Consider the following 13,231-nt stretch of genomic DNA (forward strand, 5'->3'; position numbering starts at 1 on the left):
ATTATTCTCCGTCCGCCAGCAGCTTGACCGGCGGGAAGTGGATGCGGCCCCAGCCGGAGGCCCACTCGGGCATGGTCAGGTCGCTGTTGGTGACCTCGAAGGCAAACTCGGTCACGGGCTTGTCCAGGCAGACGGCCTGGGCCAGCGCGCCATCGAAGATGTCGAGGTAGAAGAAATACTGGCCCTCGCCCAAAAGACTTGGGTCGAACTCAAACACCGTGGTGTAGAGTTTGCCCGGCTCGGCGGCGCCCAGGTCCACCGGGTGGGTGATGCCCACGGGGCTGGAATCCCGCGCGTGGAGGTTCATCTTCATGTGGATGCCGGTGAAAGGCTCGGACACGCGCCAGGTGATTTTAATTTTCATCTTCTCGGTGTCGGCAAACACGCTGGATTCCTTGCCCACAAAGTCGAGGGTCTCCAGCCGCAGGCGCTTGCCGGCGCTGCCGGTCATGCGGGCCACATCAGCCAGGTCGTAGTGGACGACGTTAACGTCGGTAGTGTCCATGTAGACGGCGATGGCCTGTTCGACGTCGCCGTCGAAGATGACCCTGCCTTTATCCAGCACCACGCAGCGGGTGCACAGCTGGCGGATGGTGGACATGTTGTGGCTGACGTAGAGCACGGTGCGGCCGTCCTGGTTAGCGACATCGCTCATTTTGCCCAGGCATTTCTGCTGGAACTTCATGTCGCCCACGGCCAGGACCTCGTCCATGACCATGATCTCGCTGTCCAGATGGGCAGCGACGGCGAAGGCCAGCTTGACGAACATGCCGCTGGAATAGCGCTTGACGGGGGTGTCGATGAAGTCGCCGCACTCCGAAAATTCGATGATCTGGGGCAGTTTGGCGTCGATCTCGGCCTTGGTCATGCCCAAGATCGCGCCGTTCATATAGATGTTTTCGCGGCCGGTCATTTCGTTGTTGAAGCCGGTGCCGACTTCCAGCATGGAGGCCACGCGGCCGCGAATTTTGATCTCGCCCTCGGTGGGGGCGGTGATGCGGGACAGCAGCTTGAGCAGCGTGGATTTGCCTGCGCCGTTGCGGCCGATGATGCCCAGGGCCTCGCCCTGGTAGACGGTCAGGTCCACGCCGTTCAGTGCCATAAAGGTCTGGCCGAAGAGGCGCTGGTCGGTGCCAATGACGGTGTTGGGGTCCTCTTTGCCGCGGACGCGCGCCCACCAGCTTTGCAGGTCGTGGGTCAGCGTGCCGCCGCCGATCTGGCCGAGTTTGTACTGCTTTTTTAACCCCGTGACTTCGATAACGGGGCGTTTTTCGGTTGTAGCCATCTTGCGCCCCTCCTTACACGGTATCCATAAAGGTCTTTTCGATGCGGCTGAACAGCACCACGCCCAGCACCAGCGCCGCCGCGGTGAACACCAGGCTGTACACGATGCCAAAGGTGGTGACCGTGCCGGTACCCAGCGTTGCCATGCGGAAAATTTCGATGGGCGAGGTCATGGGGTTGAGCTGGACCAGAACTTTCAGGCGGGGGCTGGATTCCAACATGGACAGCGGGTAGACCACGGGGGAGGCGTACATCCACAGCTGTACGCCGAAGCCCACGGCAATGGCGAGGTCGCGGTACTTGGTGGTGAGCGACGACACGATGATGCCGACGCCCAGGCCCAGCAGCATGACCTCGAGGATGACAAAGGGTATGGCCAGCAGCCACAGCGTGAAGTGTATGCCGCTACCGGTGGCGAAGAAGTAGATCCAGAAAATCAGGTACATGGCCGCCTGGATGAAGAAGTTGATGAGGCTGGTCAGCACCTGGCTGACGGGCATCGTCAGGCGCGGAAAGTACACCTTGCCGAATATCTGCGAGTTGGTGACAAAGGTGTTGGCCGTGTTGTTGACGCAGTTGGCGAAGAAAGTCCACAAGGTGTTGCCGGCCATGTAAAACAGGAAACCGGGCACGCCGTCGGTGGGCATATTGGCCATGCCGCCGAACACCACGTTGAAGATGATGGTGGTGATAAGCGGGTTGAGGATGATCCACGCGGGGCCCAAAATCGTTTGTTTATACAGCACGGTGAAGTTGCGCTTGACGAACATCACGATAAGGTCACGGTATTGCCAAAGCTCGTGCAGGTCGATGTCAAACCACCCGGTTTTGGGGCGGATGACGGTCGTCCAGCCATCGGCAGGGAGGGTATGATTGTTTTCAGCCATGGAGGGCACCTTTTCCTTTTATATAATGGGCGATAGTTTGCATACTGATAGATATTACATTTTACCATGAAATGGAGGAAAAAGCAACTGACCGTGGACGAGAACGGTCAGTCCGTGACGGTGAAAGGCACCGATGGTACTGTGTATGTGCAGGGGACCAGTGATGTGACCGTTACTGTGGGGAGCTACAGCACTAATGTGGATACCTCCGGTGCCGCCACCGCCGACAGCTGGTCCGACTACGCCGTGGACAAGGCATAAACCAACGCAGTAAATTTCAGCATAAAATAAGCCCTGCACCGGAACCTACAGCTACCGGTGCAGGGCTTATTATGGTATAATGAAGAAAATGCGGAGGTACCCCTATGGTACTGCCTCCTCAGGGATGTATTTTTTTGACTGTTGCAGGTGTTCGTGCGTTTATAACAGTCAGATAAATCGGAATTTATAGAACTGTGAAAAGTAAAGGTGGTAATTTTGTGGTTAAATATTGTATGAATTTAAGTGATGAAAAAAAAGAAACTGCAATTAAAATTGCTTTGGAAAGTAAAGGAAATGTTCGCAAGCGTAAGATAGCGGTTCCGCTTCTGATGATTTTGGGTATCGTCATTATTTTTAGTAGCATATTTTTAATTATAAATTCTCCTGCTATTTTATGGTATATCTATATGGTGCTTGGAATAGTTTGTCTGCTTCTTGCGTTTAATGCAAAGTCTTTTCAAAAATTTGTATTGAAAAAAGCGGAGTTACTCTTAGATAAGTCTTTTCGTACTGGAATTGTAGAGTATCATTTTGACGCTGAAGGGATAGAAACAATTTCCCAGATGGGATATAGCAAAAATTATTGGACTGCATTTAAAGAGTACGGTACTATGGGGCAGTATATATATGTTAAACGAAAAGATAATAAAATGGTTTTGATAGATAAAAATGATTTGTCTACTGGGGAGTTAGAAGAATTGACTCAACTATTGTTAAATAATGTCAAAATGTAAATTCCAGTTCACAACTTCATATCCCTACACACAAAGCAGTTAGTCTTTAGGATTGACTGCTTTTTTCTTGCCAAAATTCCAGTTTGACGGAGTAATGGATATGAAAATCCGAGAAGTGAATGAGAATAAAAAGCAATTTATAGCATTATTGTTATTAGCTGATGAACAAGAGAATATGATTGACCGTTATCTTGAAAAAGGTACTATGTATGTACTTGAAGATAATGATGTAAAAGCTGAATGTGTTGTCACCGATGAAGGTAACGGAATACTTGAAATCAAGAATATTGCGGTTGATCCGAAATATCATGGAATGGGATATGGGAAAGCATTGATTGACTTCCTTGCAAGTAAATATGCAGATGAATATTCTATTTTGCAGGTTGGAACAGGTGACAGCCCGTTGACCGTACCGTTTTATGAAAAATGCAGATTTGTCCGCTCTCACAATATTCCGAATTTCTTTACGGACAATTATGACCACCCAATTTATGAGAGTGGTGTACAGTTAATAGATATGGTATATTTGCAAAGATGTTTATAACTTCAAGTTTATCTCCTTGCTGCTGTACTATACAAGATATGCGCCCCTGCTCCCGCCGGGGTGGCTGCCATAGAAAAAGGGAGGCACCGCCGCGCGGTGCCTCCCTTTTCACATTTTATGCAGAAAGCTGAAAATCAGACGTTGAAGGTCTTATCCTTGATCTCACCGACAACCTTGGCGGTGAAATCTTCCAGATCCATCGTGGTGGTCTCGCCCTGGCGGTCGCGGACGCTGATGTTGTTGGCTTCGACTTCCTTGGCGCCGAGGACCAGCATATACGGCACGCGGTCGACCTGCTGGGCCTGGCGGATCTTGTAGCCGATCTTCTCGTTGGACTCATCCAGCACGGCGCGGATGCCGGCGGCCTTCAGGCTGTCGTTGACGGCGCGGGCGTAGTCCAGCGTCTTTTCGCTGACGGGCAGGACCTTGACCTGCGTCGGGGCCAGCCAGGTGGGGAAGCGGCCCTTGGTCTCCTCGATCATATAGGCCATGAAGCGGTCCAGAGAGCCGAGGATGGCGCGGTGCAGGACCACGGGGGTCTTTTCGGAGCCGTCCTTGTCGATATAGGTCAAGTGGAACTTGGCGGGCAGGCAGAAGTCCAGCTGGCAGGTGGACAGAGTGTACTCGGCACCGACAGCAGGCTTGACGTTGACGTCCAGCTTCGGGCCGTAGAAGGCGGCCTCGCCGATCTCCTCGGTAAAGTGGATGCCCAGCTCGGTCAGGACCTCGCGCAGGGCGTTCTCGGCATGGTTCCACATGGCGTCGTCGTCATGGTACTTCTTCTTGTCGGCGGGGTCGCGCAGGGACAGCACGCAGCGGTAATCGGTGATGTTGAAGTCCTTGTAGACGTCGAAGATCAGGTTGCAGACGTCGGCAACTTCGCTCTTGATCTGCTCCGGGGTGCAGAACAGATGGGCGTCGTTCTGGCAGAAGTGACGGCCGCGCTCGATGCCCTTCAGGGTGCCGGAGGACTCATAGCGGAAGTCGTGAGCGATCTCGCCGATGCGGATGGGCAGCTGGCGGTAGCTGTGGGGCTGGTTGGCGTAGATCATCATGTGATGGGGGCAGTTCATCGGGCGCAGCACGTAATCCTCGCCCTCCATCTCCATGGCGGGGAACATGTTCTCGCGGTAGTGATCCCAGTGGCCGGAAGTGCGGTACAGGTTCACGGTGCCGATGCAGGGAGTCATGACGTGCAGATAGCCGCGCTCACGCTCCTTGGCTTTGATATAGTTTTCCAGCTCCTGCCAGACGGTGTAGCCGTTGGGCAGGAACATGGGCAGGCCGCGGCCGACCAGGTCGTCGGTCATGAACAGGCGCATTTCCTTGCCGATCTTGCGGTGGTCGCGCTCGCGGGCCTCCTGCTGCTGCTTCTCCCAGGCGTCCAGCTCCTCCTGATTGCGGAAAGCCACGCCGTTGATACGGGTCAGCATCTTGTTCTCTTTGTCGTTCTTCCAGTAAGCGCCGGACTGCTGGGTGATCTTGAAGGCTTTCAGGGCCTTGGTGTAGGTCAGGTGGGGTCCGATGCACATGTCCACGTACTCGCCCTGCTGGTAGAAGCTGAACTCGGTCTCCTCGGCCAGGTCAGCCATATGCTCGATCTTGTAGTGCTCCTGGCGATCTTCCATCAGCTTGACGGCTTCGGCGCGGGGCAGGATGAAGGGCTTGATGGGAAGATTCTCTTTGCAGATCTTCTTCATCTCTTTCTCGATGGCGGCCAGGTCCTCGTCGGTCAGCTTGGTGTCGCCGAGGTCGACGTCGTAGTAGAAGCCGTTCTCGGTGGCGGGACCGAAAGCAAAGTCAGCCTGGGGGTACAGGCGCTTGATGGCCTGGGCCATGATATGGGCAGCGGTGTGGCGCAGGACATGCAGCTCCTGGTCCTGCGGGCACTCGGCGACGGTACCGTCTTTGTAGATGATCTTCATGATTGTACGCTCCTTTTGCAATTGCACAAAAATGCAATAAAAAATGCTCCATCCCTCGCTTACAAAAGGGATGAAGCATGCAGCTCCACGGTTCCACCCAGATTGCGCTTCTATATAAGGTAAGCGCCGCTCGTGCCGGCTGTAACGGGCCGTACCCGGCGGAGGTTCGCCCCCGCGCTCGGCAGTGGTAAGAACGCAGCTGCGCACAAAACCGCTTGCACCACGCGGGTCTGCCGCGGCGGTTCTCTCTTGTGTGGCTGGGGTGCGTTCCGTTTGTCTGCCTCATGGCTTTGTCAGGATGAAGATAGTTTATTTATAGCACAAGATTTAGGGGAAGTCAAGAGGGAAAACGGTGAAAATGCAGGTTTGAAATGCGGTGGGAAACATGGTATTATTAAAAATAAGATTGCAAAAGAAAACGGAGAGCCGACATGGAAACGACATTTACCCGCACAGATACTAAGGTCATCAAGGGTGTGGCCGTGCTGCTGATGCTGATGCACCACCTGTTTTATTTCCCGGATAACCGCCCTTACTCCATGCCGGAGGTACGGCAGACCCTGCCGAACTTTATGGGCCAGGGGCTGGAAACGATGCTGGGCATCTTTGGCGTCATCTGCGTGCCGATCTTTTTCTTTTTGGCGGGGTACGGCTTGTACCTGCAGACCCGGCGGGACGGCTTCCGGTTGGAAAAGCGCATCCTGGCGGTGTATACGCAGTATTGGAAGATTTTTTTCATCTTTATCCCCATTGGGTTCCTGTTTTTCCGCCACCAGAGCGATTATTGCAAGGCGACGGCTTACTGCCATGTATTTGAGCAGCGGGGCATGCAGGAGCTGTTCTCGGCACTGTTCTGCCTGAAAACACCGTACAACTACGAATGGTGGTTCCTGCGTGGGTATGTGGTTTTTCTGGTGCTTGGGTATGTGTACCTGCGGCTGACCGAGAAAATACGGAACTTCTGGGTGGAGCTTGTCGTTGTACTGGCGGTGAATTTTTACGGCGGAAATCTGCTGCAATTTTTGATGAACGCCGGGCTGCTGCCGCAGGATGGGCCGTTCCTGGGCCTTGCGGCCAGCCATTGGAACGGCGCGCTGGTGCTGGTGGGCATTGTGTTTGCCAAGTACGGGGTGCTGGACAAGTGGAAGGCGCGCAGCGTGGAAAAATATACGGCGCTGACCAACCTGCTGTTCTCGCTGACCATCATCGTGGGCTGCTTCTTCCTGCGGCTGGGCGATATGAGCATGAACTACGACGCTATTTTGGCGCCGCTGTTCGTGCTGGCGGTGGTAACGCTGCTGCATCTGGCCGCGCCGCTGTATAAGGCTGCCGCTTTTGTGGGGCGCTACAGCACCAGCCTGTGGCTGATCCACACCTTCTACCTGTACTATTATGAGCCGGCGGCAAAGCTGACCCATATCTCCGGCAACCTTTGGGTAGACTACGTGATTTTGGTGGTGATGACGCTGGTGAGTGCAATTGCCGTAGAGTGGTTTTGGAAGTGTGTGCCGGTGCAAAAGCTGAGCGGTTTGCTGATGAAAGAAAAGGCTGTGTGAACTGAGAACGCGAAGGCCCCCTCTTGGGGGCTTTTCTGTTTCTCACCGCTAAATTGCACAAAAAGTGGGGGCACGGGGGGCGCGGGCGGCAGTAATGTGCCAAAATTTGATTTTATACATTGACTTTACATATTTATGCAACTATACTGGATACATACCAAGTGAGGGCTTGGGAATTTATTGAATAAGATTCGAGGGAATATACCATGAAAAAACTGACTGCTCTTTTGATGGGCACCGCTATGGTGCTCAGCCTGGCCGCCTGCGGCGGCTCCGCTTCCTCTGCTGCTTCTTCTGAGGCTGCCTCCAGCGAGGCTGCTTCTTCCGAGGAGACCAGCGAGGCTGCTTCTGAGGAAACTACCGACGAGGCTGCCGGCGAAGTGACCACCGTCAACGCCGGCAAGCTGACCATGTCCACCAACGCCGCTTTCCCCCCGTATGAGATGACCACCGACAGTGGTGATCTCGAGGGTATCGACATTGAGGTCGCCGGCGCCATTGCTGAAAAGCTGGGCCTGGAGCTGCAGGTCGACGACATGGACTTCGACGCGGCCCTGCTGGCTACCCAGAGCGGCAAGAGCGACATGGTCATGGCCGGCGTTACCGTTACCGACGAGCGCCAGAAGGTCATGGACTTCTCCGACACCTACGCCGAGGGCATCCAGTCCATCATCGTGCCCGAGGATTCTGACATTGCTTCCGCTGACGATCTGGCCGGCAAGATCATCGGCACCCAGCGCGGCACCACCGGTTACATCTACTGCACCGACGACTTCGGCGAGGACAGCGTCGTTGCTTACGATGACGGTCTGACCGCTGTGCAGGCCCTGAACAACGGCCAGGTCGACGCTGTTGTTATCGACAACGCCCCCGCCAAGGAGTTCGTGGCTGCCAACCCCGGCCTGAAGATCCTGGATGCCGCTTATGCCCAGGAAGATTACGCCATCGGCGTGGCCAAGGGCAACACCGAGCTGCTGAACGCCATCAACGGCGCCCTGGAAGAGCTGCAGGCTGACGGCACCCTGCAGAGCATCGTTGACAAATACATCAAGGCAGAGTAAAATCTGACGTAGGGGCGTTTGAACACTTACTGTCCGAGGAAGGGCACGCCGGGAGCACCGGCGCGCCTTTTGTTTGTTAGGGTGTATCTGAAAAGTCCTCAGCGCTGTTCAATTCTACTAAAAAGCACATCTGCTGCGTTGCTCATCCTTGCAATACATCCAGTATTGCAGCGGATTCGCGCCTTGCAGCTGTTGCTTTTCAGCGAATTTTCCAGCACTTTTGACTTATCAGATACACCCTAGGAACCCGTAAAAGATCACCGGCGCGGCCGGGAAAGGTTGTGGTGCGATGGAAGCACAGTTTGAAATGCTTTCAGAAATGGCAAAAAACGGCGATAAGCTGAACTTTGGACAGGATTTCTTTGTGAAATTCTACCAGGCGTTTTTGTATTCTGACCGCTGGCAGCAGTATTTTAAGGGCGTGGGTACCACGCTGTTGGTAACAGCCATTGCGCTGGTACTGGGCGTTGTGCTGGGCGCCATCGTGGCTATGGTCCGCGTGGGTCATGCCCAGCAGAAACCCCACCACCGCAACCCGATCCTGGGTGTGCTGAACGCCGTGTGCCAGGTGTATGTCACGGTCATCCGCGGCACGCCTATGATGGTGCAGCTGCTCATCATGAGCATGGTCATCTTTGCCAGCAGCCGCAACTTTACCATGGTCGGCGCACTGGCGCTGGGCATCAACTCCGGCGCGTATGTGTCGGAGGTCATCCGCGGCGGCCTGATGGCGGTGGACCCCGGCCAGATGGAAGCCGGGCGCAGCCTGGGCCTGAATTACATGACCACGATGTTTGAAATCATCATTCCCCAGGCAATCCGGTCCATTTTGCCGTCTTTGGGCAACGAGTTCATCATGCTGCTGAAGGATTCCTCGCTGATCACGGTCATCGGCGGCAAGGAGCTGCTGTATGCGGCCCAGGGCGTTATGAACCGTACCTACGAAGCCATGTTCCCGCTGCTGGGCGTTGCCGCCATCTATCTGGTGCTGGTCATGCTGTTCAGCGCGCTGCTGGCAAAATTTGAGAGGAGGCTGGCACAAAGTGATCGACGTTAAAGGACTGAAAAAGAATTACGGCGGTCTGCAGGTGCTGAAAGGCGTAGACCTGACCATTGACAAAGGCGACTGCGTGGTACTGGTCGGCCCCTCCGGCTGCGGCAAATCCACGTTCCTGCGCTGCCTGAACCGGCTGGAAGAGCCGGACGGCGGCAAGGTCATCTTCAACGGCAAAGCTGTGACCGACCACGACATTGACCATGTGCGCCAGAAGATGGGCATGGTGTTCCAGCATTTCAACCTGTTCCCCCACCTGACGGTGAAAAAGAACATCACGCTGGCCCCGGTCAAGCTGGGCCTGATGAAGCAGGCCGAAGCTGACGCCAAGGCGATGGAGCTGCTGGAGCGCATCGGCCTGGCCGACAAGGCCGACACCTACCCGAACATGCTTTCCGGCGGGCAGAAGCAGCGCATTGCCATTGTGCGTGCGCTGGCTATGAACCCCGACGTGCTGCTGTTCGACGAGCCGACCTCGGCCCTTGACCCCGAGATGGTGGGCGAGGTGCTGGAGCTGATGAAGGAACTGGCCCGCAGCGGTATGACGATGGTGTGTGTGACCCACGAGATGGGGTTTGCCCGCGAGGTGGCGAGCCGTGTGATTTTTATTGACGAAGGCGTCGTCAAGGTCGACAAACCGCCGAAGGAGTTTTTTGCCAACCCGGAAAACGAGCGGTTGAAGGCGTTTTTGTCGAAGGTTTTGTAAGTTTAGTTTTTATATTGTGTTTTATGTGGTTCGCCATTTTGTGGTGAGCCACTTTTTTAATGGGCGGAAAGGGAAATCACAAAAAAGGCAGGCTTAATGGAAGTATGCCATTATAAAAGGCCCTGCCGCAAGGTGGGCAGGGCCGGGGGATGCTATTAAAATTTAAATCTTACCGCGCGGTATAATCGGCATCCAGTTCAGCCATGAGGCGTTCGGCGCTTTCGCGGGTGTCGGTCATGCGGACAGCGTTGCGCAGCGGCAGCACAGCGCGGGGGGTGACGGAGAGCTCGTCCAGGCCCATGGCCAGGAAAGTCTCGGTCAGGGCCAGGTCAGCGCCCAGCTCGCCGCAGATGCCGACCCAGATGCCGTTCTTGTGGGCGTTCTCGGTGACCAGCTTGATCAGGCGCAGCACGGCGGGATGGTGCGGGTCGTAGAAGCGGCCCAGGTCGTTGTTCTGGCGGTCGCAGGCCAGGGTGTACTGGGTCAGGTCGTTGGTGCCGATGCTGAAGAAGTCGACTTCCTTGGCCAGACGGTCGCTGTTGATGGCGGCGGCCGGGGTCTCGATCATGATGCCGATCTGCACGTCCTCGCTGTAGGGGATGCCCTCATGCTTGAGGTCGCGCTTGACTTCCTCGCACAGCTTCTTGGCTTCCCGCACTTCCCACACGCTGGTGACCATGGGGAACATGATGCCCAGCTTGCCGTAGGCAGAGGCGCGGAACAGGGCGCGCAGCTGGGTGCGGAAGATCTCCGGGCGGGTCAGGCAGATGCGCAGGGCGCGCATGCCCATGGCGGGGTTGTCCTCTTTGGGCAGGTCAAAGTAGCCGATCTGCTTGTCGGCGCCGATGTCCAGCGTGCGGATGATGACCTCTTTGCCATCCATGTCGGACAAGACATGCTTGTAGGCCTCGAACTGCTCGTCCTCGGTGGGGAAGGTGGAGGAGTTCAGATAGAGGAACTCGCTGCGGAACAGGCCGATGCCGCCGCCGTCGTTGACCTGTACGGCGTGGACGTCCTCGGGCGAGCCGATGTTGCAGTAGATGCGGACGGTCTTGCCGTCCTTGGTCACGTTGGGCTGGCCCTTCAGGGTCTCCAGCAGGCGCTGCAGGCGCTGCTGCTCCTCACGCTTCTTCAGCAGGCGGTCGCGGGTGTCGTCATCGGGGTCGATGACCAGTGCGCCGGTGCTGCCGTCGGCGATGGCCTGGCGGCCTTCGTACTCAGGCTTGAGGGCGTCGCCCACGCCGACGATGGCGGGGATGCCCATGGTGCGGGCCAGGATGGCGGTGTGGCTGGAGCCGGAACCGCCTGCCGTGATGAAGCCCAAAATCTTGGACTTGTCCAGCTGGATGGTCTCGGAGGGAGCCAGGTCGTCGGCGGCCAGCAGGACCGGCACGTCGGAGGCGATGCCGCCCTGCACCACACCGCACAGGATGCTGAGGATGCGCTGGCTGACGTCCTTGACGTCGGCGGCGCGGGCCTGCATGTAGGCATCGTCCATGGAGGCGAACATCTCGGCAAACTGCTCGGCGGTGTCGGAGACGGCGGCCTCGGCGTTCATCTTCTGGTTGGTGATGCGGTCCTCGATGGCTTCCTCGTAGTCCAGGTCCTCGGCCATCATCTGGTGGGTCTCAAACAGCATGGCGGCTTCGTCGCCGGCCTCGGCGCGGGCCTGCTCGGCCAGCTGGCCCAACTGCTCCACGGCGCCGGTCTGGGCGCCCTTGAAACGATGCCACTCGGCATCGGTATCTTCTACGGTATAGCGCTTGATCTCGGCGGTGGCGCGGCGATAGTAGTACAGCGGGCCTACGCCCACGCCGGCGGAAACGCCCTTGCCCTGAATGGTGATCATCGTGCAAAATCCTCCCTTTTCATGTAGGATGCGAAAAAAGCCGCGGCCTCCGTTTGGTTGGGGCTGCCGCGGCCGGGTGGTGCAATAAGGTTTACAGATGCTCGGAGAAGAACTTCTCCATGGCGGGGGCAGCGGTGTCCTCGTCAGCGCCCTCGATGCGGACGGTAACGGTATCGCCGCACTTGATGCCCATGCCCATCAGGGCCATCAGGCGGGTGGCGTCAACGGACTTGCCGTTCTTGTCCACGATGGTAACGGTGCTCTGGCAGGACTTGGCCTCTTTGGCCAGCATGCCGGCGGGACGGGCGTGGATGCCAACGGGCTCTTTGATCGTATAGACGAATTCTTTCATTTCGGTTTCCTCCTAATTCTCCGCGAAATCAGGGCGGAGCTTCTCCATTAAGTCGTTATAATAATAACACACTGCGGCGTGAGCGTCAACCGAAAACAGAGCATTTATCGTCGTACATTTTGGCGATTTGTGCGTAAAATATGCGGTTGAGGATGGGCGGATTCTCCATGCGGGTACAACAAGGGATACGGGTGGGGCGCTGGCTGTATATATGCTGTTTGGGTCACATATATGCCAAAAGGGTACGCAGCACGTCCTCGGGCCGGGGCGTGTGCAGCGGGTAGCGGGCGCGCAGGGCGGGGGCGGCGCTGTCCATGATGTAGGGCGTGCCCACCAGGTCCAGCATGGCGGTGTCGTTGAAGTTATCGCCAAAGGCCATGACCTCGGCGGGGGTGATGCCCAGCGTTTTGCAAAGCAGCGCCACGCCGGTGCCCTTGTTGGCCAGGGTGGTGTCGATCCAGTACGGCCCGGCCACGGCGGCATTGGCCTGCTGCCAGCGGGGGATGAAGCGGTCAACGTACTTTTCCACGCCCTCGTGCAGATAGACGCTGACCTTGACGATGTCCTCGGGAATCTCGGCAGGGTCGTGGATGAATTTGTACTTGTTGCCGATGAATTTTACGCGGTCCGCCATCCCTAAGCCGCGGGACATCAGATAGCCGCAGCACTGGCCGGAGAGCATGACCTCGCCCTGACCGTCGCAGCGGTTCCACATGTCCCAGGCGATCTCCTCGGCCAGGGCGCGGGGCATGGGGGTCTTGCCGATGCACTGCTCGTTTTTGTACAGCACGCCGCCGTTTTCGCACAGGAAAACGCAGCAGTCGGCTACCGGCTCAAACAGTTTGCGCAGGCTGGTGTACTGCCGCCCCGACGCCGGGCAGAACAGGATGCCCCGGGCGGAGAGAGCTTTGATCTGGGAGAGGATTTCCGCTTTCAGCGTCTTTTTGCCGTATTGCAGCAGCGTGCCGTCGATGTCGCTGCAGATGAGTTTGATGTTGGTGGGGGTGATGGGCATAAT

Annotated in this window: 13 protein-coding genes; 7 read left to right on the forward strand and 6 right to left on the reverse strand. The window is 56.5% G+C overall.

What is annotated here, in order from left to right; translation table 11 throughout:
- Position 1: 1 nt before the first annotated feature.
- Positions 2-1,285, reverse strand: a complete 1,284-nt coding sequence (locus tag OGM81_07040; protein ID UYJ44860.1) for a polysaccharide ABC transporter ATP-binding protein — start codon at positions 1,283-1,285, stop codon at positions 2-4.
- Between the two features lie 13 nt (positions 1,286-1,298).
- Complete coding sequence (locus OGM81_07045) at positions 1,299-2,171, reverse strand: ABC transporter permease (GenBank protein ID UYJ44861.1); 873 nt, start codon at positions 2,169-2,171, stop codon at positions 1,299-1,301.
- A gap of 66 nt (positions 2,172-2,237) precedes the next feature.
- Here OGM81_07045 and OGM81_07050 point away from each other — a divergent pair, with 66 nt between their 5' ends.
- The 3 genes from OGM81_07050 (at position 2,238) to OGM81_07060 (ending at position 3,710) form a co-directional block, all read left to right on the forward strand.
- Positions 2,238-2,432, forward strand: a complete 195-nt coding sequence (locus OGM81_07050) for a hypothetical protein (GenBank protein UYJ44862.1) — start codon at positions 2,238-2,240, stop codon at positions 2,430-2,432.
- A 218-nt stretch (positions 2,433-2,650) separates the two neighbouring features.
- The gene (locus tag OGM81_07055) at positions 2,651-3,166 is read left to right on the forward strand and encodes a YcxB family protein (GenBank protein UYJ44863.1); all 516 of its coding nucleotides are present in this window, start codon (positions 2,651-2,653) and stop codon (positions 3,164-3,166) included.
- A 100-nt stretch (positions 3,167-3,266) separates the two neighbouring features.
- Positions 3,267-3,710, forward strand: coding sequence for a GNAT family N-acetyltransferase (locus OGM81_07060; GenBank protein ID UYJ44864.1), 444 nt, complete (start codon positions 3,267-3,269; stop codon positions 3,708-3,710).
- A gap of 134 nt (positions 3,711-3,844) precedes the next feature.
- Here OGM81_07060 and thrS read toward each other — a convergent pair whose 3' ends face one another.
- The gene (gene thrS, locus OGM81_07065) at positions 3,845-5,635 is read right to left on the reverse strand and encodes a threonine--tRNA ligase (protein UYJ44865.1); all 1,791 of its coding nucleotides are present in this window, start codon (positions 5,633-5,635) and stop codon (positions 3,845-3,847) included.
- Positions 5,636-6,066: 431 nt separating this feature from the next.
- Here thrS and OGM81_07070 point away from each other — a divergent pair, with 431 nt between their 5' ends.
- The 4 genes from OGM81_07070 (at position 6,067) to OGM81_07085 (ending at position 10,012) form a co-directional block, all read left to right on the forward strand.
- Entirely contained in the window at positions 6,067-7,191 is a 1,125-nt protein-coding gene (locus OGM81_07070) for an acyltransferase (protein UYJ44866.1), read from the forward strand.
- A gap of 206 nt (positions 7,192-7,397) precedes the next feature.
- Entirely contained in the window at positions 7,398-8,252 is an 855-nt protein-coding gene (locus OGM81_07075; protein ID UYJ44867.1) for a transporter substrate-binding domain-containing protein, read from the forward strand.
- Between the two features lie 289 nt (positions 8,253-8,541).
- Positions 8,542-9,309: an amino acid ABC transporter permease gene (locus tag OGM81_07080; protein ID UYJ44868.1), complete on the forward strand. Its 768-nt coding sequence runs from the start codon at positions 8,542-8,544 to the stop codon at positions 9,307-9,309.
- Positions 9,296-10,012: an amino acid ABC transporter ATP-binding protein gene (locus tag OGM81_07085; GenBank protein UYJ44869.1), complete on the forward strand. Its 717-nt coding sequence runs from the start codon at positions 9,296-9,298 to the stop codon at positions 10,010-10,012. Before OGM81_07080 ends, OGM81_07085 begins: the two co-directional genes overlap by 14 nt.
- Positions 10,013-10,181: 169 nt before the next feature.
- Here the strand turns inward: OGM81_07085 and ptsP are convergent, their stop codons facing one another.
- From ptsP to OGM81_07100, 3 genes are all read right to left on the reverse strand, one after another.
- The gene (gene ptsP / locus OGM81_07090) at positions 10,182-11,861 is read right to left on the reverse strand and encodes a phosphoenolpyruvate--protein phosphotransferase (GenBank protein ID UYJ44870.1); all 1,680 of its coding nucleotides are present in this window, start codon (positions 11,859-11,861) and stop codon (positions 10,182-10,184) included.
- Between the two features lie 91 nt (positions 11,862-11,952).
- A complete protein-coding gene (locus tag OGM81_07095; protein UYJ44871.1) occupies positions 11,953-12,213 on the reverse strand; it encodes an HPr family phosphocarrier protein in 261 nt (86 codons plus the stop codon).
- Positions 12,214-12,436: 223 nt separating this feature from the next.
- Positions 12,437-13,228 carry a Cof-type HAD-IIB family hydrolase gene (locus OGM81_07100; GenBank protein UYJ44872.1) on the reverse strand — a complete coding sequence of 264 codons (792 nt, stop codon included), beginning with the start codon at positions 13,226-13,228 and terminating at the stop codon, positions 12,437-12,439.
- Positions 13,229-13,231: the final 3 nt, after the last annotated feature.

It is taken from the genome of Oscillospiraceae bacterium (assembly GCA_025758045.1).
Lineage (GTDB): Bacteria > Bacillota > Clostridia > Oscillospirales > Ruminococcaceae > Gemmiger.